Source organism: Rhodanobacter sp. Root480, from assembly GCF_001426645.1.
GTDB lineage: Bacteria > Pseudomonadota > Gammaproteobacteria > Xanthomonadales > Rhodanobacteraceae > Rhodanobacter > Rhodanobacter ginsenosidimutans.
Genome location: NZ_LMEX01000002.1, coordinates 638,134 through 659,792, shown reverse-complemented (window position 1 = coordinate 659,792; position 21,659 = coordinate 638,134). Strand labels below are relative to the sequence as shown.

The following is a 21,659-nucleotide window of genomic DNA, read 5'->3' as shown; positions in this document are numbered from 1 at the left end:
CCGCAGCAATGCGATACGTCACCTGTGTCGTTGTATTTACGCTGCCGCGTGCAGCGGATCATTCGGGGCTTGCCTTGTTTACCGTCACTCTCCAAGCGTCTGGCCGCCAGTTTCCCGTGGCCGTTGGTGAAACCGTATTGGGGGCGGCGCAACAAGCCGGAGTGGCCTTGCCCTATTCGTGCCGCGCCGGCGTGTGCGGCAGCTGCAAGGCGATCATGCTGGAAGGCAGTTGTGAATATCCCAGCAATCCGCCGCTGGCACTGAGTGCGGGCGAGCTGGCGCAGCACGCAATCCTGCCGTGCCAGGCGGTAGCCACCAGCGACATGTTGCTGCGCGCGCGCGAGGTCACCTCGGTCGAGGACATCGCCCGTCGCCAGCTCAGCGTGATGGTGGTGGAGAAATGGACGCTGGCGTCCGGCGTGATCGGCTTGCGCCTGGTGCCGGCCCCCGGCGAGCGCCGCCTGCTGCGGTTGCCGGGCCAGTATCTTGATGTGGTGCTGGACGATGGCCAGCATCGTCCGTTCTCGATCGCCAACGGTCCACAGGACGACGGCATGATCGAGCTGCACGTGCGCCACGTGAACGGCGGCGAGTTCACTTCCTGGGTGGACGGCAAGCTGCAGGTCGGCGACCGGCTGCGCATCGAAGGGCCGTTGGGTACGTTCGTGCCGCGCGAGGATTCGGAGCGGCCGATGATCTTCATGGCCGGCGGCACCGGTTTTGCGCCGGTCAAGGCCATCGTCGAACACTTCATCGGGCTGGGTTCGCGCCGCCCGATCGACGTGTACTGGGGCGCGCGCAGCGCGGCCGACCTGTACCTGCGACCGCTGGCCGAGCGCTGGGCGGCGAGCACGCAAAACGTGCGTTTCCACGCGGTGATTTCAGGGGCCGACGTGGGTGCCGGCGAGCGGCCCGGCCTGGTGCACGAGGCGGTGCTGGCCGATCACCCGGACCTGTCCGGCCACGATCTCTACATGAGCGGCCCGCCGCCCATGATCGACGCCGGCCACCAGCTTTTCGTCGAGGCGGGCCTGCCGGAAGAGCGGCTGTACTACGACTCGTTCGATTACGCGCCCGAGGTGCTGGCGCGCATCATCACCGGTCGCGCGGGTTTCACCGGCTTCTGACCGGCGGCGCTTTTCGCCGCCACGCGGCGGTTATTTGTTGCCTTTGGCCATCGGCAACTGCGCCGCCTGCCAGGCCAGCACGCCACCGGCGAGGATGTGGACCTTGCTGAAGCCGGCCTTCACCAGCCGCTGCGCCGCCTTCGGCGCGTTGCCGCGGCCGTCCTTGTCCATCAACACCACGGGCAGGTCGCGCGCGTTGGCGAGGTCTTTTTTCTCGGGGTCGAACTGGCTCATCGGCAGGTGCTTGGCGCCGGGCACGTGCCGCTTCTCGAAATCGTTGATCGCGGACAGGTCGATCATCAGCGGGCTTTCGCGGTTGATCAGCGCGGTCAGGCCGGCCGGGGTCAGCTCGCGCGTCTTGCTGAAAAGCATGCTGACCTGGATCACGATCAGCGCCAGCAGCAGAATCACGAACAGGGCCGACAAGGCCAGGTGGTTGCCGACAAATTCCGGCAGCTTGTGCAGTATTTCGTTCATCGTGTGTCCACAGGCGCGGCGACCGCGCGGGTTCGGGTGAACCGGCGATTATACGGGCAGCGTGGCGGCAGCGCCGCCGTGGCCGGGCTTATTCCTGGGTGACGTCCGGCAGGCCGCTGGTGAGCCACCAGCGCTTCGCTTCAGGGTCGTAGCGCCAGGTCTGGCGGTCGATCACGGTGCGCTCGGACTGCGTGTGGATGTTGATCAGGTGAAGTTGCACCACCTGCTGCACCTCGTTTTCCGCCACCACGCTCGGGCCGGCGCCCTCGTCGTAGTCGCTCACGCGCACCTGCTGGTAGCGCGCCATGTCCAATGAGGTGGGCGGGTTTGTCTCCAGCACCTTGGGGTCGACGAATTTCAGCGCGCTCTGGAAATTGCCCCAGCGCAAGGTGGCGGCGTAGGTGTTGAGGGTGCTGGTCAGCGCGTCTTTGCGCTGGGCCGTGGCACAGCCGGCCAGCAAAACGACGGCGGCAACGACGATAAGGATGCGACGCATGGATGGCTCCCCCGGCAAGCGCGATACCCCGCATTCTGCCGCAAGACGTGCGTCGCTGCGCGCGGCTCTCAGTGCGTGCCGTCGGCGACGGCCGCCGACGCGTCGCGGCGTTTGGCCACGAAGCGCGCGATCAGGGTGGCGGCGGGCTTGCTGTTGTCGCCCGGAATCAAGCAGCTGACCTCGATGCGTGCCTTGCCGCGGCTGTCCAGTGAACGGAAGAAGCTGGTCCAGCTGACATCGACCGGCAAGCGGGCCACGCTGGTGAAGTCGGCCCACACCGGGCTCAGGTAGCGCACCGTCGATTCGCCCACGAAAACGTCGCAATCATCGCCGCGCTGGCGCAGGGCCAACTCGACCAGGGCCCAGCCGCTGAGGGTCATCACGCTCACCAGGCTGCCACCGAACGCGCAGCCCTTGTCGTTGATGTTGGGTTGCAGCGGCGCGAACAGGGTGAGGCTGTCGGCGTCACAGCCGCCAAGCTGCAGATCCATGGCCTTGGCCAGCGGAATCGTCGAGCGCATGAACTGGATCAGCTGCCGGGCCAGCAACGGTGTATCGGGCAAGGTCACGTCGGTGGAATCCAAACCAAAGGAGCAAACCGCATAGTGTAGGGCGCCGCTACACTGGTCACCATGATTATCGGTGAATCGAATCACGCGCGCGCTGTTGCCGGCACGTCGCCGGCGGGGCCTTTGCGCGGCCGCACGGTGGTGATCACGCGCCCGGTGGGCAGTGGCGCGGGGCTCGCGCGCAAGGTGCGTGCGCTGGGCGGGCTGCCGCTGCTGCTGCCCGGGCTTGCCCTGCGCGAGGTGGTGGACAAAGCCGCGGCGCGCCGGGAATGGCAGGCGGCATGCGCCGGCGAGGTGCTGATTTTCACCAGCCCGGCGGCGGTGCGCTATGCCGTGGCGCTGGCGCCGCCGCGAACGGCCGGGTTGGTGCTGGCGGTGGGCCAGGGCACCGCCCGGGCATTGCGGCGCCACGGTTTCAACGACGTGCGTGCGCCGCAGCGGCAGGACAGCGAGGGCTTGCTGGCGCTGGCTGAACTGCGCGAGCTGGATGGCCGCGCCGTCGCGCTGATCAGTGCACCCGGCGGTCGCGGCATCTTGCGCACGACGCTGGCCGAGCGCGGCGCCGCCTTGCGCGAGGTGCATGTCTATCGACGCGTGCCGGCGCGGCTGGACCGGCGCCATGTCGACGCCGTGCGGCGATTGTCGGCGTCGGCGTCGCTGCTGCTGTCCAGCGCCGAGAGCTGGCACAACCTTGCCACCGCGCTACCGCCGGACGCGTTGAGCCGCCTGTGCGCCACCACCGCGGTGGTGAGCAGCGAGCGGTTGGCAGGCATCGCGGCCGCGGCCGGCTTTGCGCGGATCAGGCAGGCCGCTTCGGCGATGGCGGATGACCTGCTGGCGGCGGCCATGGGCAAATGACTTGCCGCTGTCTTCACGCCGGGTCGCCAGGCTGACGGGTTAAGGTCGCTGGCGGTAGCCACGGCGCGCGGTGTGCTGCCGGGGCCGTCGATGAGCCACCCTTCCACGTCGAAAAAGCGCGCGGCGTTTCGCGTTTCATCCTCGCTCGCTTTCTCCCTTCCAGCCTCTTAGCATGCCGTTATGACCACTCCAGACGAACCGATTGCGCCCCGCGATTCCCGCCCCGACCCCGTGCCGGCACGTCCCGCCCGGACTCCCGCCGCCGCGCGCCCCGGTGGCGGCATGCTGGCGCTGGCGATCCTGCTGGCGCTGGTCGCCATCGCCGTGGCCGCGTACGTGGGCTGGCGGCAGTGGCAACAGGAGCAGGGCAGCGACGCCAGCCGTCGCGGCGCCGTGGCGCTGACCCAGCGCATCGACGCGCTGGAGACCACCGTGGCCACCATCAGCGGCGAGCGCGGCAGCGTCGACCATCGCCTCAACGAGGCGGCGCAGGTCAACCAGTCACTGCGCGAAAGCCTGCTCAGCCAGGCCCAGCGCACGCGGCATCTGGAGGACGCGGTGGCGCAGCTGGCGGAAAAGAGCCTGTCCGGCCATGACGCCATGTTGCTGGACGAAACCGAATCGCTGCTGCGGATGGCCAGCGAGCGCTACACCCTGTTCCATGACGCGCAAGGCGCCGCCGCCGCGTACACGCTGGCCGACCAGACCCTGGCGGGCGTGGACGATGGCGCTTTCACCGGTCTGCGCCAGAGCATCGATGCCGAGCGCGACGCCCTGGCCAAGAGCCAGCCGGTCGATCTGACCAGCACGCTGCAGCAGCTGAATGACTTGCGCGGCACGTTCACCCAGTTGCCGCTGAAACCGCTGGATAGCGCCGCCTCGGCGCCGGCGGCGGATGGCTGGGCGCGCATCGGTCGCGCGCTCGCCAGCGTGGTCAGCGTGCAGCGTGATAACGGTGCCCCGCTGGCCGTAGCCGACGCGCGCTTTGCGCGCGAGTTGACCGCGATCGACCTGGCCCAGGCGCAAGCCGCTTTGCTGGCCCATGACGGCAAGGCCTACGCCGAGGCGTTGCAGCGGGTGGACGCCAGCCTGTCCACCTGGTTCGACCCCGATGCCAGCCCCGTGCAGCAGGCGCGGGCCACCATCAAGAAGCTCATCGCCGCGCGACCTGCCGGCGACGAAGTGGTGTTGGGCGCGGCCCTGATCGAGTTGCACAACCTGCGCGCCGTGCATGCGTTGAATGCGGGCGGTAGTGGCCCCGCCCATGCGGCCAGCAACGCGGCACCGGCGCGCTCGGGCAGCGCCGCGGCGGGCGGAGCGCGGCGATGAAGCTCTGGCGCTGGATCCTGCTGCTGGTGGTCGTGGCGGCGCTGGCTGCCTTCGGCTGGCATTGGATTGCCGAAGACCCCGGCTACGTCCTGCTGCGCCTGCGCGGCTGGCGGGTGGAGACCACGGTGGTGGCGGCCGTGGTCATCCTGGTACTGGTGTGGGCCTTGCTCAGCCTGGCGTGGCGGCTGCTGCGCTGGCCGTTCGGCGCGCTCTCGCGACGCCATCGGCGGCTCAGCCAGCAACGCCTGGGCGAAGGTCTCATCGCCCTTTTCGAAGGCCGCCATGGCGACGCCGAGCGCGATCTGAACCGCGCCTCGCGCCTGCCCAGCGTGCGCGGCCCGGCTCTGCTGGCGTCCGCCGAGGCCGCATCACGCCGCGGCGAACACGGTCGCGCGCTGGAAGCGCTCAACCAGGCGGCGCAGTCGGCGCCGCAGGCAGCACGCGTGTTGCGGGCCCGCGTATTGCGCCGCGAAGGCAAGTCGGCCGAGGCGCTGGCCCTGCTGGCACCCGAGGCGGACAAGGGCAGCCTGGCACCGGCCGGGTGGCGTGAACTGGCACTGGCCGCACTGGCCAGCGGTGACCTGCGCCGCGCCCGCGAGGCCCTGGCGCCGCTGCAGAAAAGCGCCGCACTGGGCACGCGCGGCTACGCCGCGCTGGAAATCCAGGTGCTGTCCGCCACCATCAACGCCGCCCCCGATGGCGCCACGCTCAATACGCTGTGGTCGCAGCTGCCCAAGGCGCAGCGTCGTGTACCCGCCATCATCGATGCGTATGCCCGCCGTGCCGCAAGCTTCGGCCTGACCCTGCCGGCCATGGACGAAGTGGAATCCGCGCTGCGCCGCGAATGGTCGCCACTGCTGATCGAAACCTACGGCGCGCTGGCCGGCGAGGACATCGAGGCGCGCCTGCATCGCGCCGAAAGCTGGCTGGACGCACACCCGAACGACGCGAACCTGCTGCTCACCCTGGGCCGCATGTGCGTACGTCTGAAGCTGTGGGGCAAGGCCCATCAATACCTGGACCGGTCGCTGGCGCTCGCCCCCAGCGGTGCCGCCTGGGAAGCCTCCGGCGACGCCTTCGCAGGGCGGGGCGACTTCACCAATGCACAGCGCTGCTATCGCAACGCGCTGGCCGCAACCCGCGGCGAAACCGTTGCACCGCTGGCACCGGCCGCCAACCCGGCCTACCCCGACACCCACCCGACGGCGGTGGAAGAACGCGACGTGCATGGCGTGCCGCGTTTGCGGGAGTGATCAGCGGAACATCTGTACAAATGCCGCGATGACGTGGCGTGCCTCTTGGCGCGCCTCCTCTTCGCGGATCAGAAATGCAGCCCCGGCGGCCTGTTGCAGTCGTACTTCTCGTCAGCTTTGTCCACATCGCCGGGCGAGAGATGTCGCGTACTCAACTCCTCCGGGGTGAGCTGGCGCCGGACATCGACATCGATGCAATGGCTGCTTCGGATACCAAGGGCGCGCTGCGCCGTGCGCATCACGGCGCCGAGGCCCTGATCCATCGGATCGACCAGACGGATGCCCGGCACAAGAGACGTATGGAATCCAGGCAACCCGCGAACGTCGTAGGCGCGTTGGGCACGGCGTAATCGCGCGTGAAAGCCTCCGTCGTCGGGAAAATCGTCGCCACTTCCGCTCGGGTGCAGCGCGAGGGACGGAAACTCTTCCGTTTGCACGTCAGGCCGTGCGGGTCGCTGAACCGCTCGCGGCTTCGACAACGGCCTTGCCGGCGTCATCGTCTGGCTCTGCAAAGTCGCCACAACGGGACGACTTGTCGGATGTGTCGGTGTTGGTGGGCGTGGCAGGAAGCGCAACTTGAGCATCCGCGGATCATTCCTGACGAGGCGAGGGCTCCGATGAAAGACGGCTGGCTGCAACAACACTATCGACGCACCAAGATGCCCGGCGATCACCACAACCAGAATCGCGATACGGCGGGCCGAATCGCGCAGATTGCGGGAATTTTCCGGCACACTTTTCAAAGTCGGCCTTACCCTGGCACAGACTTGGAAGACTGTTCGATCACGCGCCAAGTTCCCGGTTTCCCGCACGCGTCAGGTTATTCAGCCGACGGCATCGGACGATCGCGATGTGCATAGTGTTGCTGCGCTTGCCGGAGTGGCCAGTGGGAGCGACTTCAGTCGCGATGCTCCTGGCTCGGAAGCTTCAGAGCAAAAGCATCGCGACTGAAGTCGCTCCCACAAGAACAAGAAGCCGGCGCCACTTCAGCCGTTTTACAGCGGCGTGAGGTTGGCGTACGCCGCCACCAGCCACTTGCTGCCCGCGCCTTCGAAATTCACCTGCAATCGGGTGTGCGCGCCGCTGCCTTCGGCGCTGATCACCACGCCTTCGCCGAAGCTGGGATGGTTCACGCGCTGGCCCAGTTTCACCGGCAGGGATTCTTCCAGTGACGAGGAAACTTCGCTGGGGCGGCCGGCGTACATTGGGCGCGTCACGTGGACGCGCGGACGGACTTCGTCGATCAGTTCGGCCGGCATTTCGCCCAGGAAGCGCGACGGGCGGGCCAGCATCTCGGTGCCGTGCATGCGCCGCGATTCGGCGTGGCTAACGATGAGTTTTTCGCGGGCGCGCGTGATGCCCACGTAGGCCAGGCGGCGCTCCTCCTCCAGCCGGCCTTCGTCGTCCACCGAGCGTTGGCTGGGAAACAGGCCTTCCTCCATGCCGACCAGGAAGACCACGGGGAATTCCAGGCCCTTGGCCGAGTGCAGTGTCATCAACTGCACGCAATCGTCGCCGGCCTCGCCCTGGTTTTCGCCGGCTTCCAGGGTGGCGTGCGACAGGAAGGCGGACAGCTCGCTGAGTCCCAGCTCGTTGTCTTCGTCGGTGCGTTCGAAGCGGCTGGCCACGTTGATCAACTCGTCGAGGTTCTCGACGCGTGCCTCGCCATTGCCGCGGCTGTCTTTCTCGTAGAAATCGCGCAGGCCGGTGTGGGTGATGGCGTGGTCGATCTGTTCGGCGAGGGTAAGGACGGGAATCAGGAATGGGGAATCGGGAATGGGAGGATCAACAGCGGGAAGCGTGGTATCTGTTTTATCGATTCCCGATTCCCCATTCCCGATTCCCGTGAAGCTGCGCGCCATTTCATCGATCAGGCCAAGAAACGCCTTCACTGCATTCTTCGCTCGCCCCGCCAGTTCGCCGCCGCTGCTCAATTCACCCAACGCGGCTTCCCACATCGAGACATCCTCGCGACGGGCACGGCGACGCAGCGCATCCAGCGTGCGATCGCCGATGCCGCGGGTGGGTGTGTTCACTGCGCGCTCGAACGCGGCGTCGTCATGGCGATTGGCGGTGAGGCGCAGGTAGGCCAGCGCGTCCTTGACCTCGGCGCGGTCGAAGAAGCGTTGGCCCCCATAAACGCGGTAGGCGATGTTGCGCTGGACCAGTTGCTCCTCGAAGTTGCGCGACTGCGCGTTGGAGCGATACAGGATGGCGCAGTCCTTCGCATCGCCGTGCTCGGCGATGAATTCACGGATGCGTTCGATCACGAAACGCGCCTCGTCCTGCTCGTTGTAGGCCGCATACAGCGCGATGCGTTCGCCCTCGTCGCCCGCCGTCCACAACTGCTTGCCCAGGCGGCTGCCGTTGCGCTGGATCACGCTGTTGGCGGCTTTCAGGATGGTGGAGGTGGAACGGTAATTCTGTTCCAGCTTGATGGTGCGCGCACCGGGAAAGTCGCGCAGGAATTGCTGCACGTTTTCCACCTTGGCGCCGCGCCAGCCGTAGATCGCCTGGTCGTCGTCGCCGACCACGAACACCTGGCCGGTGGCGCCCGCCAGTACGCGAATCCATGCGTATTGCAGCGTGTTGGTGTCCTGGAATTCGTCCACCAGCAGGTAGCGCCAGCGCTGCTGGTAATGCTCCAGCACGGCGGGATCCTTCAGCCACAGTTCGTGCGCACGCAACAGCAGTTCGGCGAAATCGACCAGCCCGGCGCGGCGGCAGGCGTCTTCGTAGGCCTGGTAGATCTGCACGAAGGTGCGGGTGACGGGGTGGTCGCGGTGTTCGATGCCGTGCGGGCGCTTGCCCTCGTCTTTCCAGTTGTTGATCTGCCAGCTGGCTTGGCGCGCGGGGAACTTGGCATCATCCAGGCCCAGGCCGGCGACCACGCGCTTGACCAGACGCAGCTGGTCGTCGGCGTCGAGGATCTGGAACGTGTCGGGCAGCCCGGCTTCGCGCCAGTGCCGGCGCAGCAGGCGGTGGGCGATGCCGTGGAAGGTGCCCACGGTGAGCCCCTGCGTGCCGCCGGGGATCAGCGCACCCAGCCGCGCGCGCATTTCGCCGGCGGCCTTGTTGGTGAAGGTGACGGCCAGGATCGCCCATGGCGGCACACGCTCGGCCTGGGTCAGCCAGCCGATGCGGTGAGTGAGCACGCGGGTCTTGCCGGAACCGGCGCCGGCAAGTACGAGGTAGTGGCCGGGCGGGGCGCAGACGGCTTCGCGCTGCGCGTCGTTGAGCGGGTCGATCAGGTACGAAACATCCATCGCGCCATTGTAAGGGCGCGTTGCGCCGCAAACGAAAAAAAACCGCCGCAAAAGCGGCGGCTTTTCGTTTCTTCCCAAGCTCCGAGATCAGCGTTTCTTGTTGGCGATGCCGCCCACCAGCAGCAGGCCGCCGACCACGATGCCGGCGATACCCACCCATTGCGGCACGGCGCGGTCGTGGGTGGCTTCGATCTTGGCCGGCCCAAGCTGCGCCACCGTGTCGGTGTCCTTGTAGCTGGCATTGCCCACGGTTACCCAGATGCCGGCAATCAGCACAATGATGCCGGCGATGATCAGTCCCATACGCATGGATACGTCCCCTCTGTGGATGTGCAGAGGAGTATGCCGGCCGAGGGTGTGCAGGAAAGGTGGAGATGCGCCACAAAAAAGGCCCCGAAGGCCAGGGGGGACCTTCGGGGCCGGGGGAAGGCGAGGCCCAGGGGAGAGGCTCGCATTCCGGTCGGGTGGTTCAGGGAGGTGAGCCAACCGTGGATGCCATTGCGTGCATCCGATGGATTGGAACGCGCCGGGCCCACAAAGTTGCACGATGGCCGAAAGAATTCAGAGCCGATTCATGCTTACGGAACGTTAACCTGCAAGCCGTTGTGCGCCATGGGAATCGCTCTCCCCATCAATGCGCCTCGTCCCAATTCGCGCCCACGCCCACGTCCACCAACAGCGGCACCTCCAGTTCCGCCGCGCCGGACATCCGCTCGATCACCGCGGCGCGCACGGTGTCCACGGCGTCGTCGCGCACTTCGAACACCAGTTCGTCGTGCACCTGCATCAGCATGTGCACGTCGTCGCGGTCGTCGATCCAACCGGCCATGGCGATCATCGCGCGCTTGATGATGTCGGCGGCGCTGCCCTGCATCGGCGCATTCACCGCGGCGCGTTCGGCGCCCTGGCGCAGGCCGTGATTGCGCGAGTTGAGGTTTTCCAGATACAGCCGACGGCCGAAGATGGTTTCCACGTAGCCATCGCGATGGGCCTTCTCGCGGGTGGCATCCATGTAGCCGCGCACGCCGGGATAGCGGGTGAAATAGCGGCCGATGTAATCGCTGGCCTCGCCGCGATCCACGCCCAGCGCGCGGGCCAGGCCGAACGCGCTCATACCGTACATCAGGCCGAAGTTGATCGCCTTGGCCGCGCGCCGCTGGTTGGTGGTCACCTCCTGCGGTGCCACGCCGAACACCTCCGCCGCGGTGGCGCGATGCACGTCGCCGCCTTCGCGGAAGGCGCGCAGCAGGCCTTCGTCGGCCGACAGGTGGGCCATGATGCGCAACTCCACCTGCGAGTAATCCGCCGCCATCACCTTCCAGCCGGGCGGCGCGATGAAGGCCTGGCGAATGCGTCGGCCCTCCTCGGTGCGTACCGGAATGTTCTGCAGGTTCGGGTCGGACGAGGAAATCCGCCCGGTCGCCACCGCACCCTGGTGGTAGCTGGTGTGCACGCGGCCGGTGCGCGGATTGACGATGCCGGACAGCTTGTCGGTATAGGTGGAACGCAGCTTGGCCAGGCCGCGGTATTCCAGGATCAGCCGCGGCAGCTCGTGCATGTCCGCGATCGCCTCCAGCGCCTCCTCGTTGGTCGATGGCTGGCCCTTCGGCGTTTTCAGTTTCGCCTGCAGGCCCAGCTTGTCGAACAGGATTGCCTGCAGCTGCTTGGGCGAATCGAGGTTGAACTCGCGCCCGGCCAGGCCGTGGCATTGCTGCTGCAATTCCAGCATGCGCTTGCCCAGTTGCTGGCTCTGCCGGCGCAGCTCGTCGCCGTCGATCAGCACGCCGCGCCGCTCCATCGCCGCCAACACCGGCACCAGCGGAATCTCGATGTCCTCGTACACGCTGCGCAGGCTGGGTTCCACCTGCAGCTTCGGCCACAGCGCGTGGTGCAGGCGCCAGGTGATGTCCGCGTCCTCGGCGGCGTAGCGGCAGGCGGTGTCCAGATCCACTTGCGAGAACGAGATCTGCTTCGCCCCCTTGCCGGCCACCTCTTCGTATTTGACGGTGTCGTAGCCCAGGTATTTCTTCGCCAGCGAATCCATGTCGTGGCGCGTGGCGGTGGCGTTCCAGATGTAGGACTCCAGCATGGAGTCGTACTTCAGCCCCTGCACCGTGACGCCGTAGTGCGACAGGATGTTGATGTCGTACTTCGCATGCTGGCCCAGCTTGGGCTTGGCCGGGTCTTCAAAAATAGGCTTCAGTGCGCGCACCACCGTGTCGCGATCGAGCTGCGCGGGTGCGCCGGGATAGTCGTGGGCCAGCGGGATATAGCAGGCCTTGCCCAGCTCCACCGAAAAACTGATGCCGACCATGTCGGCGCGCATCGCGTCGATGCTGGTGGTTTCGGTGTCGAACGCGATCAGCTCGGCGTCGTGCAGTCGCTGCAGCCAGATCGCGAACTGTTCGGGCGTGGTCACCAGTTCGTATTCGCCCGGCTGCGACAGCGAAGGGTCGGGCGCGTCGGAGGCAGCGGGCGTTTGGGCAGCGGCCGTGACCGCCACCACTTCGACCACCACGTTACTACCGCCGGCTTCCGCGTCCAGATCCTTCAGCGCCGCCTTGAAACCGTAGCGGGTGAACAGCGCGCGCAGGGTGTCGGTGTCGCGTTCGCGCAGGGTGAGGTCGGTGGGCGCCAGTGGCAGCGGCACGTCGGTCTTGATGGTGACCAGCTCGCGCGACAGCGGCAGCTGCGGCAGCGCGTCGCGCAGGTATTCGCCGATCTTGCCGCCGACCTTGTCGGCGTTGGCCATCACGCCATCCAGCGAGCCGTATTCGGCCAGCCATTTGGCGGCGGTCTTGGGGCCGCATTTGTTGACACCCGGCACGTTGTCCACGGTGTCGCCGGTAAGCGCCAGGAAATCGATGATGCGCTCGGGCGGCACGCCGAATTTCGCGGTGACGCCCTCGATGTCGAGCGTGGTATTGGTCATCGTGTTGACCAGCGTCACCTGCGATCCGACCAGTTGCGCCAGGTCCTTGTCGCCGGTGGAAATCTCCACCTCGATGCCTTGCGCCTGCGCTTGCAGCGCGATGGTGCCGATCACGTCGTCGGCCTCGACGCCGCTCTCGCACAGGATGGGGAAGCCCAGCGCGCCCACGATCGCCAGCATCGGCTGCACCTGGCTGCGCAGGTCGTCAGGCATCGACGGGCGGTTGGCCTTGTACTGGTCGTACAGCTCGTTGCGGAACGTGGGGCCGGGCGCGTCGCAGACAAACGCCAGGTAATCCGGCGCCTCGCGCAAGGTGGCGCGCAGCATGTTGACCACGCCGAACAGCGCGCCGGTAGGCTCGCCGAATTCGTTGGTCAATGGCGGCAACGCGTGGAACGCGCGGTACAGGTAGGACGAGCCGTCGATCAGGACAAGTTTGGGCATGACAGGGCAACCGTTGCTGGCGGCCGGCTTCGCGCTGGCCGTTGGCCGATCATTCTCGCACGCGTGGCCAGCTGCGCTTCACGGTTGGCGGGCATGGGCGCTGTTATTCTGCGGGCTCCGATCGAGGATACCGTCATGAAATCCGTTGTCCTGCTGGCCACCTCCAGCTTGCTGTTCGCCGCCAGCGCGTTCGCGCAGACACCGCCGACCAAGGCGCTGCCACCGCCGGGCATCAACGATCCGGGCGTGCACGCCACGGCTCCCGCCGCCACGCCCGCTAGAAAGCCGCTCGACCTGAAGCCACACGCGGTGCCGTCAACGCAGGCGAACGTGGTTGCGGCGCCGGACACCAGCGATGCGCTGCCCGACGTCGCCGTGCGCAAGGAGGGCGACAACACCATCCAGGAATACCGCCGCAACGGCCAGCTCTACATGGTGGTGGTGACGCCGAAAACCGGCATTCCCCACACCTACACCGTCGACCCGCAGGGCCGGCTGGTGGATGAGCACGGCCAGAAGCCCACCCGCCCGGTGATGTACAAGGTGCTGGAGTGGGGCAAGAGCCCGCCGGCCACGGATGACTCGACCCCCGCCGACACCGGCCGCTGATCGTCCTGACCGCGTAAGCCCAGGAGCGACAACTGGAAGCGGAGACGCGCCATGCCATTGCGTGAAAGCTGGTTGCTGTTTGCGTTGGGCTCGGCGTTGTTCGCGGCGCTGACTGCGTTGTTCGGCAAGCTCGGCGTGGTCGGTATCAACTCCAACCTCGCCACGTTCATCCGCACCGTGGTGATTCTTGTGGTCACCGCCGGCATTCTCAGCCTGCGCCACGAATGGGCCAGGCCTGCCGGCCTGCCGCTGCACAGCTGGCTGTTCCTGGTGTTGTCCGGCATCGCCACCGGCTTGTCGTGGTTGTGCTACTACCGCGCGCTTCAACTCGGCCCGGTGAGCAAGGTGGCGCCGATAGACAAGCTCAGCGTGGCGCTGGCGATCGTGTTGGGGCTGGTGTTCCTGGGCGAACGGCCAAGCTGGCCGCTGCTGATCGGTGGCGTGCTGATCGTGGCCGGCGCGATGGTGATCGCGCTGTTCTGAGCGCAGGTCAGCGCGGGTCGTCCAGTTCCGGGTAGTGGCGGAAAATGCCGTCCTTGTTGAACGCCAGGCGGCGCGGCGATGCCAGGTAGGCGGCAATCCGCGGCCGCTCCGCCACGCGCTGGCTCAACGCGCACAGCAGCGGCAGTTCGCGCTTCAATCGCTGCATCGCGCGGGGAAAGGCGTAGTCCAGGCCGCTCATCAACTGGAACAACGACAAGTCGACGTACGAGTGCTGGCGCAGCGCATGCCGGCCACCGTTGCGTTCCAGCACCTGCTCGAAATAGCCCAGGAATTTCGGCAGGCGGTTTTCGCGCAGGTCTTTGGCGCGGCGTCGTGCTTCGCTGCGCTGGTCCTCGTAATAGAGGCTGCTGGCTATCGGATGATGGCTGTCGTGGATCTCGGCCACGACGTCGGTGATGGTCAGCTGCAACTGGTGCGCGTACAGCCGACGCGAGTCCCCGTCGGGCACCAGCTTCAGCGGTGGCCCCAGGTATTGCAGGATTTCCGCCACCTGCGCGATCACCAGCCGGCCCGCTTTGAGGAACGGTGGCGCGAATGGCAGCGCGCCTTCGTGTTTGCCTTCGAGAAAGGGCGTCATGGCATCGTCGCCCTGGTCGCGGGCTACGTCGTCGTAATCGGCGCCGGCGTCTTCCAGTGCCAGCCGGATGAATTCACCGCGGCCCTGGATACCCGACCAGTAATACAACGCATAGCGCATGGCAGCCTCCCGTCTGGGGCACCAATGCTGTGACTAAAAGCTTCAACAGCGCGTGAGCGCAGTGCTTCCTGTGGGAGCGGCTTCAGCCGCGATGCTCCTGCTGCGGAACCCAAAGCAAAGGCATCGCGACTGAAGTCGCTCCTACAAAAGCCGCTCTGCTGGGGCTGTCATCAATGCCGGAAATGGCGCATGCCGGTGAACACCATCGCGATGTCGTGTTCGTCGGCGGCGGCGATCACCTCGCTGTCGCGCATCGAGCCGCCGGGCTGGATCACCGCGCTGATGCCGGCTGCCGCGGCGGCGTCGATGCCGTCGCGGAACGGGAAGAACGCATCGGACGCCATCACCGAACCGCGTACTTCCAGCTTCTCGTCGGCGGCCTTGATGCCGGCGATCTTCGCGCTGTAGACGCGGCTCATCTGGCCGGCGCCGACGCCGATGGTCTGGCGGTCGCGGGCGTAGACGATGGCGTTGGACTTGACGAACTTGGCCACCTTCCAGGCGAAGATCAGGTCGTCGATCTGTGCGGGCGTGGGCGCGCGCCGGGTCACCACCTTGAGGTCGCCCGCGCCGATCATGCCGGTGTCGGCGGTCTGGATCAGCAGGCCCGAGCCCACGCGTTTCACGTTCATGCCCGGATGCGGCGCACGCAGGTTGCCATCTGCCGGCGGCGGGATTTCCAGCACGCGCACGTTGCCCTTCTTCGCGAACGCCTTCAGCGCATCGTCGGCATAGCCCGGCGCCAGCACCACTTCGACGAATTGACGCTCCACGATGGCCTGCGCGGTGGCGCCGTCCAGCTCGCGGTTGAACGCGATGATGCCGCCGAACGCCGAGGTGGGATCGGTCTGGTAGGCCAGGTCGTAGGCCTTGCCGATGCCGTCCAGGCTCACTGCCACACCGCAGGGGTTGGCGTGTTTCACGATCACGCAGGCCGGCTTCACGAAGCTGCGCACACACTCCCACGCGGCGTCGGCGTCGGCGATGTTGTTGAACGAAAGCTCCTTGCCCTGCAACTGGCGGAACGTGGCCAACGTGCCGGGCACGGGTGCGAGGTCGCGGTAGAACGCGGCCTGCTGGTGCGGGTTTTCGCCGTAGCGCAGATCCATCACCTTTTCGTGGCGGCCGTTGGCCTGCGCCGGGAAGGTCGCGTGGCCGGCTACCGTGGTGTGTGCGTCATCGAGCTGCAGGCCGGAGAGGTAGTCGCTGATGGCACCGCCGTAGTTGGCCACGCGGTTGAACGCGGCCACGGCCAGCTTGAAACGTGTGGCGCGGCGCAGGCCGCCCTCGCTTTCGATCTCGGCCAGCGCGTCGACGTACTGGTCGGGCGAGGTCAGCACGCCCACGTCGTTCCAGTTCTTGGCCGCCGAACGCAGCATCGCCGGGCCGCCGATGTCGATGTTCTCGATCGCGTCCTCCAGCGTGCAGTCGGGCTTGGCCACGGTGGCTTCGAACGGATAGAGGTTCAGCACCAGCAGGTCGATCGGCGCGATGCCCAGCTCGGCCATCACCGCGTCGTCGGTGCCGCGCCGGCCAAGCAGGCCGCCGTGCACTTTCGGGTGCAGCGTCTTGACGCGGCCATCCATGATCTCGGGGAAACCGGTAACGTCGCTGACGTCGGTGACCGCGATGCCGGCCTCACGCAATGCGCGTGCGCTGCCGCCGGTGGACAGCAGCTCCACGCCGCGCGCGCTCAATCGCCGGCCCAGGTCAATCAGGCCGTTCTTGTCGGAAACACTGAGCAGGGCGCGGCGGACGGGGACGAGATCGGGTGTGGGCATGACGTTTTCCAGCGGGGAAAACGTCACAGTATAGCCGTCTGAACGATTGCCCGGTTTTCAGCGAGGAAACGTGGCGCGGGGTGACGCGATCACAGCAGCCCGTAGATGGCCAGCTTCTTGCGCAGGGTGGCGCGGTTGATGCCCAGCGCGGTGGCGGCGCGGCTCTGGTTGCCTTCGTGGAACGCCATCACCTCGCGCAGCAGCGGCCCTTCGACTTCGCGCAGCACCATCGCGTGCAGGCCCTCGCTGCATTCGGCATCGCCGATGTCGGCGAGATAGCGGCGCACGGTGCGGCTGACGCACTCGCTCAACGCGCTTTGCGAAGTACTCTGCGACGGGGGCTGTTTTGCGGCCTCGGCAACAGGCAGTCTGACGGCGTTCACGAGCATTTCCTCTGGCATGCGAAGCGCGGCTGCATAGGCCGCTGGCTATAGTTCTTTCGACTCCGCCGATGGCGGCGCGCATGCAAGGCGATGTGCCGCATGCGGGAAGGGACCGAGTCTACCCGCGCGCGGCAGGAATTTTAAGTGCTGATGCGAGAGTTCGCGTTCGCCATGACGTGTGCAGTCATGTTCGTGCGGCAGGATGTCGCCTATTCAAAATCGAACGCGAACGCGACGGCACGTGTGCCCGGGTCTTCCACCTCGAACAACAAGGCTGTGCGGCTGCCCGGCGCCAGCCCGCGCTGCACGGCCTGCGGGTCATCGAGGTATTCGGCCGGTTGCAGGCGCCGCATCGCCACACGCTTGCCCTGTGCATCGGACAGCGTCAGCGCCACCACCGGATAGGGCTGGCTGAAGGGCGCGTCATTGCGCACGCCGAGGCTGATCACCAGCGCGCCCGGTACGCTGGGGTGGGTTTGCACGTTGCTGGCGAGCAGCCGCAATTGCCCGGGTGCGGCCACCAGTGGCAGCTGGCAATGCAAGGTGTTGCAGATCTGCTGCAGCATGGGCCCGCTTTGTGGATCGCGGATCAGGAAATCCCGCTTGGCCCAGGCCAGCTGGCTGCCCAGCAGCAAGGTCAGGAAGGTGCAGGCGAAGACCCATGGCCAGAACCGTTCGGTCGATTCGCGCCGGTTGCGCGCGAAGCGTGGCGCAAAGGCCTGCGGCCCGGATGCATCGGCTATCGCGTTGCCGGCGGCATCGGCCACGACGACCGCGATCGGCTCCACCGGCGGGCGATACACCGCCAGCTCCAGCAGCGGCGGACGCATCAGCGGCGGGTGCAGCGGCAGTTCCCGGAATGGCTCCGGCGGCAGCTGGTCGGTGAGGTTGGCCAGCGCGTCGAAGGTGTCGCCGCAATGCCCGCACGACACCTGTCCGCCGGCGAGCGTCAGTGTCCCGACGTCCAGCGAAAACACGGTGAGGCAAGCGGGACACTGCGTATACATGGGCGCCTTCGTTCGGTGAGCCGCAAGCTTAGCGCAGCGGCCAGCGGCCAGCGGCCAGCGGTCAGCGGTCAGCGGGCCCGAGCCCGCATGCTCAGCGGCGCCGTCCGCTGATGCGCACCCAGCCCTCGCGGATGTCAACGCGCAACGCGTCGAACCATTCGTCGTAGCGCTGCAGCAGTTCATCCTGCTGGCCGTCGAGGATGCCGGAGATGGCGAACGGCGCGCCGGGTTTCGCGGCGGCGGCAAAGGTGGGCGCCAATGCGCCCAGCGGGCCGGCCAGGATATTGGCGACGAAGATATCGGCCGCGTCGGCGTCCACGTCGTCGGGCAGGAACAGGGCAAGCCGGTCGGCCACGCCGTTGCGTTCCGCGTTGTCGCGCGACGCGGTCAGCGCCTGCGGGTCGTTGTCCACGCCGACGGCGCTGGCGGCGCCCAGCTTCAGCGCCGCGATCGCCAGGATGCCCGAGCCGCAGCCGTAGTCAGTCACGGTCTTGCCGGCCAGCTCCAGCCCGTCCAGCCATTCCAGGCACAAGGCGGTGGTGGGATGGGTGCCGCTGCCGAAGGCGAGGCCGGGGTCGAGCCGCACCACCACCAGGTCGTCGTCGGCCGGCGGTTCGATGTTCCAGGGGTAGATCCACAGCCGGCGCCCGAACGGCATCGGCTTGAACTGGTCCATCCAGGCGCGCTCCCAATCCTGGTCGGCGACCTCGGTGAAGCTGAGCTGGTCGGGTTCCAGCCAGGGCAGCAGTTCGCCCAGCGCGGCGCCCAGACCGCGGCGATCGGTGTGCTCGTCGAACAGCGCATCGAGCGTGATCGTGGGCCACAACGGCAACTCGCCCACGCCGGGCTCGAAGATCGCCTGTTCGTCAGGCGTCTCCGCATTGGCGTCGCGCAAGGTGACCGAGAGTGCACCCAGATCCTCCAGCGCCTCTTCCGCGCGGGGTTGCTGTTCGGTGCGCACGACGAGAGAGAGTTCGAGGAAAGGCATGGGAGTTTTCTGTGGCAGGTAGGAGCGCACCCTGTGCGCGATGCCTTTCGTCCGTAACGAAGAGCATCGCGCACAGGGTGCGCCCCTGCAGGTGGTCAGGCGCCGCTGGCGGCTTTCTCTTTCTGCTCAGCCATGCGCTTTTCGAGGTAATGGATGTTCTGGCCGCCGTGCTGGAATCCGACGTCGCTCATGATCCGCTGCTGCAGCGGGATGTTGCACTTCACGCCCTCGATCACCGTCTCGGCCAGCGCCAGCCGCATGCGGGCGATGGCGGTTTCGCGGTCGGGCCCGTGCACGATCAGCTTGCCGATCATCGAGTCGTAATTGGGCGGAATGCGGTAGCCGTCGTACAGGTGGGTGTCCACGCGCACGCCCGGGCCACCCGGCGCCTCGAAGCGCTTCACCGTGCCGGGGCTGGGCATGAAGGTGTCGGGGTCTTCGGCGTTGATGCGGCACTCGATCGCGTGGCCGCGGATCACGATGTCTTCCTGCCTGATCGACAGCTTCTCGCCGCCGGCGATCAGCAACTGCTCACGCACCAGATCGACACCGGTGATCCACTCCGTTACCGGGTGCTCGACCTGGATGCGGGTGTTCATCTCGATGAAGTAGAACTTGCCGCCCTCGAACAGGAACTCGAACGTGCCGGCGCCGCGGTAGCCGATGCGGATGCAGGCATCGGTGCAGACCTTGCCGATCTCGGCGCGCAGCTCCGCCGTGATGCCCGGTGCGGGGGCCTCTTCGACCACCTTCTGGTGGCGGCGCTGCATCGAGCAGTCGCGCTCGCCCAGATGGATCGCATTGCCCTGGCCGTCGGCCAGCACCTGGATTTCCACGTGGCGTGGATTTTCCAGGTACTTCTCCATGTACACCTGGTCGTTGCCGAAGGCCGCCTTGGCCTCCTGCTTGGTCATCACGATGGAGTTGGCCAGGTGCGCCTCGGTGCGCACCACGCGCATGCCGCGGCCACCGCCGCCGCCGGAGGCCTTGATGATCACCGGGTAACCGATCTCGCGGGCGATGCGCAGGCTTTCCTCGACGTTGTCGTCGAGCGGACCACCGGAGCCCGGCACGCAGGGCACGCCAGCGGCTTTCATGGCGCGGATCGCCTCGACCTTGTCGCCCATCAGGCGGATCACGTCGGCGGTCGGGCCGATGAAGATGAAGCCGGATTGCTCCACCTGCTCGGCAAAATCCGCCCGCTCGGACAGGAAGCCGTAGCCCGGATGGATCGCCTGGGCATCGGTGATTTCCGCCGCCGCGATGATGCGGGGGATATTGAGGTAGCTGTCCGTCGACGGCCCCGGGCCGATGCAGATGCTTTCATCCGCCAGGCCTACGTGTTTCAAGTTGCGGTCGACGGTGGAATGCACGGCCACGGTCTTGATGCCGAGGCTGTGGCAGGCGCGCAACACGCGCAGCGCAATTTCGCCGCGATTGGCGATGACGACTTTTTCTAGCATGGGAATCGGGAATCGGGAATGGGGAATGGGAAGGTCAACATCGTGTTCATCGCGCCCCCTTGGGCTTGTCGAGTGCGTTGAGCAATGCCGTGATTCTTGCAAAAACGCGATTGGTGAGGTCGCTGACGGGTAGGGATTGCTGTGCAAAACCCAATCGAATCGCGATCTGGTATTGGGTATCCAGTTCTGACAGCGAACCCCGGGCGATCGAGAGAAAGCGCTGGTATTCCTGTCTCGAGCGACGAGCAGCGCCTTCTGCGATGTTCGACGCAATGCTGACCGCAGCGCGGCGAATCTGGGACGTCAGGCCGAAGCGCTCGGTGTCGGGAAAGTTCGCGGAGAATTCGTAAACGGCTTCGACCAGTTGCATGGCGTCTTGCCAAACATGCAGGCCCTCATGCGGTCGCTTGAACGATTCCCCACTCTCCATTCCCTATTCCCGGCTCTTCAGGCGATCACGAACATCGGTTCGTCGAACTCAACCGGTTGGCCATTCTCGATCAGGATTGCCTTGACCGTGCCGGAGACCTCGGCCTCGATCTGGTTGAACATCTTCATCGCCTCGATCACGCCCAGCGTGTCGCCGACTTTCACCTGCTGGCCGACCTTGACGAAGGCGGGTGTGCCCGGTGAGGCGGAAGCGTAGAACGTGCCGACCATCGGTGCCTTCACCACGTTGCCGGCGGGCAGGGCGTTGGCGGCGGGGGCTTCGGCAACGACAGGCGCCGGTGCCGCGGCGGCAACCGGGGCCGGTGCGGCGGCCACGGCGACCGGGGCGGCGACGGGCGCGGTGCCCTTGGGGACGCGCGAGAGGCGTACCACTTCCTCGCCTTCCTTGATCTCCAGCTCGGCGAGGTTGGATTCCTCCAGCAAGTCGATCAGCTTCTTGATTTTGCGCAAATCCATCGGATCAGCCCTTCAGTTTCAGTGAATGCCACCGGTGGGTGGCTGGAAAAATGTTGACGGCCAAGTCAGGCGGTCGCGGCCGGCTGCAGGCGGTGAATCGCCGCCTCCAGCGCCAGGCGGTAGCTGTCGCCACCGAAGCCGCAGATCACGCCAATGGCCAGGTCCGACAAATACGAGTGGTGGCGGAACGGCTCACGTGCATGCACGTTGGACAGGTGCACCTCGATGAACGGCACCGCCACCGCGGCCAGCGCGTCGCGCAGGGCGATGCTGGTGTGGGTGAACGCGGCGGGGTTGAACAGGATCAGCGCGGTGCCATCGTCGCGCGCCTGCTGGATGCGGCCGACCAGCTCATGCTCGGCGTTGGACTGGAACCAGACCAGCTCGTGGCCGGCCGCCTGCGCCTGCGCGGCGAGCTGGGCGTTGATGTCGACCAGGGTCAGGTGCCCGTAGATATGCGGCTCGCGCGAGCCCAGCAGATTGAGATTGGGCCCATGGAGAACCAGGATCTTTGCCACATACCACCTGACTGCTTGCTCCGGACGCCCGGAATGCCGCGCAGTGTGCGCG

Annotated in this window: 22 protein-coding genes; 6 read left to right on the top strand and 16 right to left on the bottom strand. The window is 66.7% G+C overall.

Features of this window, described 5'->3' with window-relative positions:
* Positions 1-74 precede the first annotated feature (74 nt).
* Positions 75-1,127 carry a 2Fe-2S iron-sulfur cluster-binding protein gene (locus ASD22_RS09980; RefSeq protein WP_056082521.1) on the top strand — a complete coding sequence of 351 codons (1,053 nt, stop codon included), beginning with the start codon at positions 75-77 and terminating at the stop codon, positions 1,125-1,127.
* A gap of 30 nt (positions 1,128-1,157) precedes the next feature.
* On the opposite strand, the gene ASD22_RS09975 is transcribed toward ASD22_RS09980, so the two are convergent.
* From ASD22_RS09975 to ASD22_RS09965, 3 genes are all read right to left on the bottom strand, one after another.
* A complete protein-coding gene (locus ASD22_RS09975) occupies positions 1,158-1,604 on the bottom strand; it encodes a rhodanese-like domain-containing protein (protein WP_056082518.1) in 447 nt (148 codons plus the stop codon).
* An 88-nt stretch (positions 1,605-1,692) separates the two neighbouring features.
* Positions 1,693-2,100: a hypothetical protein gene (locus ASD22_RS09970; RefSeq protein ID WP_056082516.1), complete on the bottom strand. Its 408-nt coding sequence runs from the start codon at positions 2,098-2,100 to the stop codon at positions 1,693-1,695.
* A gap of 68 nt (positions 2,101-2,168) precedes the next feature.
* On the bottom strand, positions 2,169-2,669 hold the full coding sequence (locus ASD22_RS09965) for a YiiD C-terminal domain-containing protein (RefSeq protein ID WP_082520261.1): 501 nt from the start codon (positions 2,667-2,669) through the stop codon (positions 2,169-2,171).
* A gap of 63 nt (positions 2,670-2,732) precedes the next feature.
* On the opposite strand from ASD22_RS09965, the gene ASD22_RS09960 reads away from it, so the two are divergent.
* The 3 genes from ASD22_RS09960 (at position 2,733) to ASD22_RS09950 (ending at position 6,109) form a co-directional block, all read left to right on the top strand.
* Complete coding sequence (locus tag ASD22_RS09960; RefSeq protein ID WP_056082512.1) at positions 2,733-3,527, top strand: uroporphyrinogen-III synthase; 795 nt, start codon at positions 2,733-2,735, stop codon at positions 3,525-3,527.
* 180 nt (positions 3,528-3,707) lie between these two features.
* The gene (locus tag ASD22_RS09955) at positions 3,708-4,856 is read left to right on the top strand and encodes a uroporphyrinogen-III C-methyltransferase (protein ID WP_056082510.1); all 1,149 of its coding nucleotides are present in this window, start codon (positions 3,708-3,710) and stop codon (positions 4,854-4,856) included.
* Positions 4,853-6,109, top strand: coding sequence for a heme biosynthesis HemY N-terminal domain-containing protein (locus ASD22_RS09950; protein WP_056082507.1), 1,257 nt, complete (start codon positions 4,853-4,855; stop codon positions 6,107-6,109). Before ASD22_RS09955 ends, ASD22_RS09950 begins: the two co-directional genes overlap by 4 nt.
* Before the next feature lie 68 nt (positions 6,110-6,177).
* On the opposite strand, the gene ASD22_RS16695 is transcribed toward ASD22_RS09950, so the two are convergent.
* The 4 genes from ASD22_RS16695 to polA all read right to left on the bottom strand — a co-directional run bounded on the left by ASD22_RS16695 (position 6,178) and on the right by polA (position 12,751).
* Positions 6,178-6,852, bottom strand: a complete 675-nt coding sequence (locus ASD22_RS16695; RefSeq protein WP_156458985.1) for a hypothetical protein — start codon at positions 6,850-6,852, stop codon at positions 6,178-6,180.
* A 252-nt stretch (positions 6,853-7,104) separates the two neighbouring features.
* Entirely contained in the window at positions 7,105-9,375 is a 2,271-nt protein-coding gene (locus ASD22_RS09940) for a 3'-5' exonuclease (protein WP_056082501.1), read from the bottom strand.
* A gap of 87 nt (positions 9,376-9,462) precedes the next feature.
* Complete coding sequence (locus ASD22_RS09935; protein ID WP_056082498.1) at positions 9,463-9,684, bottom strand: hypothetical protein; 222 nt, start codon at positions 9,682-9,684, stop codon at positions 9,463-9,465.
* Between the two features lie 322 nt (positions 9,685-10,006).
* Positions 10,007-12,751 carry a DNA polymerase I gene (polA, locus tag ASD22_RS09930; RefSeq protein WP_056082495.1) on the bottom strand — a complete coding sequence of 915 codons (2,745 nt, stop codon included), beginning with the start codon at positions 12,749-12,751 and terminating at the stop codon, positions 10,007-10,009.
* A 135-nt stretch (positions 12,752-12,886) separates the two neighbouring features.
* On the opposite strand from polA, the gene ASD22_RS09925 reads away from it, so the two are divergent.
* A complete protein-coding gene (locus tag ASD22_RS09925; RefSeq protein ID WP_056082493.1) occupies positions 12,887-13,360 on the top strand; it encodes a DUF2782 domain-containing protein in 474 nt (157 codons plus the stop codon).
* A 51-nt stretch (positions 13,361-13,411) separates the two neighbouring features.
* Positions 13,412-13,843 carry an EamA family transporter gene (locus ASD22_RS09920; RefSeq protein WP_056082489.1) on the top strand — a complete coding sequence of 144 codons (432 nt, stop codon included), beginning with the start codon at positions 13,412-13,414 and terminating at the stop codon, positions 13,841-13,843.
* A 7-nt stretch (positions 13,844-13,850) separates the two neighbouring features.
* Here ASD22_RS09920 and ASD22_RS09915 read toward each other — a convergent pair whose 3' ends face one another.
* From ASD22_RS09915 to aroQ, 9 genes are all read right to left on the bottom strand, one after another.
* Positions 13,851-14,561 (bottom strand): glutathione S-transferase, encoded by a 711-nt coding sequence (locus ASD22_RS09915; RefSeq protein ID WP_056082488.1) that lies wholly within the window; start codon positions 14,559-14,561, stop codon positions 13,851-13,853.
* Between the two features lie 170 nt (positions 14,562-14,731).
* Positions 14,732-16,342, bottom strand: coding sequence for a bifunctional phosphoribosylaminoimidazolecarboxamide formyltransferase/IMP cyclohydrolase (purH, locus tag ASD22_RS09910; RefSeq protein WP_056082485.1), 1,611 nt, complete (start codon positions 16,340-16,342; stop codon positions 14,732-14,734).
* Between the two features lie 89 nt (positions 16,343-16,431).
* The gene (locus tag ASD22_RS09905) at positions 16,432-16,731 is read right to left on the bottom strand and encodes a helix-turn-helix domain-containing protein (protein ID WP_056082481.1); all 300 of its coding nucleotides are present in this window, start codon (positions 16,729-16,731) and stop codon (positions 16,432-16,434) included.
* A 203-nt stretch (positions 16,732-16,934) separates the two neighbouring features.
* Positions 16,935-17,732 (bottom strand): zinc-ribbon and DUF3426 domain-containing protein, encoded by a 798-nt coding sequence (locus ASD22_RS09900; protein WP_056082477.1) that lies wholly within the window; start codon positions 17,730-17,732, stop codon positions 16,935-16,937.
* A 91-nt stretch (positions 17,733-17,823) separates the two neighbouring features.
* The gene (prmA, locus tag ASD22_RS09895) at positions 17,824-18,720 is read right to left on the bottom strand and encodes a 50S ribosomal protein L11 methyltransferase (protein WP_056082474.1); all 897 of its coding nucleotides are present in this window, start codon (positions 18,718-18,720) and stop codon (positions 17,824-17,826) included.
* Positions 18,721-18,815: 95 nt separating this feature from the next.
* The gene (gene accC, locus ASD22_RS09890) at positions 18,816-20,183 is read right to left on the bottom strand and encodes an acetyl-CoA carboxylase biotin carboxylase subunit (protein ID WP_056082471.1); all 1,368 of its coding nucleotides are present in this window, start codon (positions 20,181-20,183) and stop codon (positions 18,816-18,818) included.
* 46 nt (positions 20,184-20,229) lie between these two features.
* Positions 20,230-20,613, bottom strand: a complete 384-nt coding sequence (locus ASD22_RS09885) for a four helix bundle protein (RefSeq protein ID WP_056082468.1) — start codon at positions 20,611-20,613, stop codon at positions 20,230-20,232.
* A gap of 17 nt (positions 20,614-20,630) precedes the next feature.
* Entirely contained in the window at positions 20,631-21,089 is a 459-nt protein-coding gene (accB, locus tag ASD22_RS09880; protein ID WP_056082466.1) for an acetyl-CoA carboxylase biotin carboxyl carrier protein, read from the bottom strand.
* A 65-nt stretch (positions 21,090-21,154) separates the two neighbouring features.
* A complete protein-coding gene (gene aroQ, locus ASD22_RS09875) occupies positions 21,155-21,607 on the bottom strand; it encodes a type II 3-dehydroquinate dehydratase (RefSeq protein WP_056082464.1) in 453 nt (150 codons plus the stop codon).
* Positions 21,608-21,659: the final 52 nt, after the last annotated feature.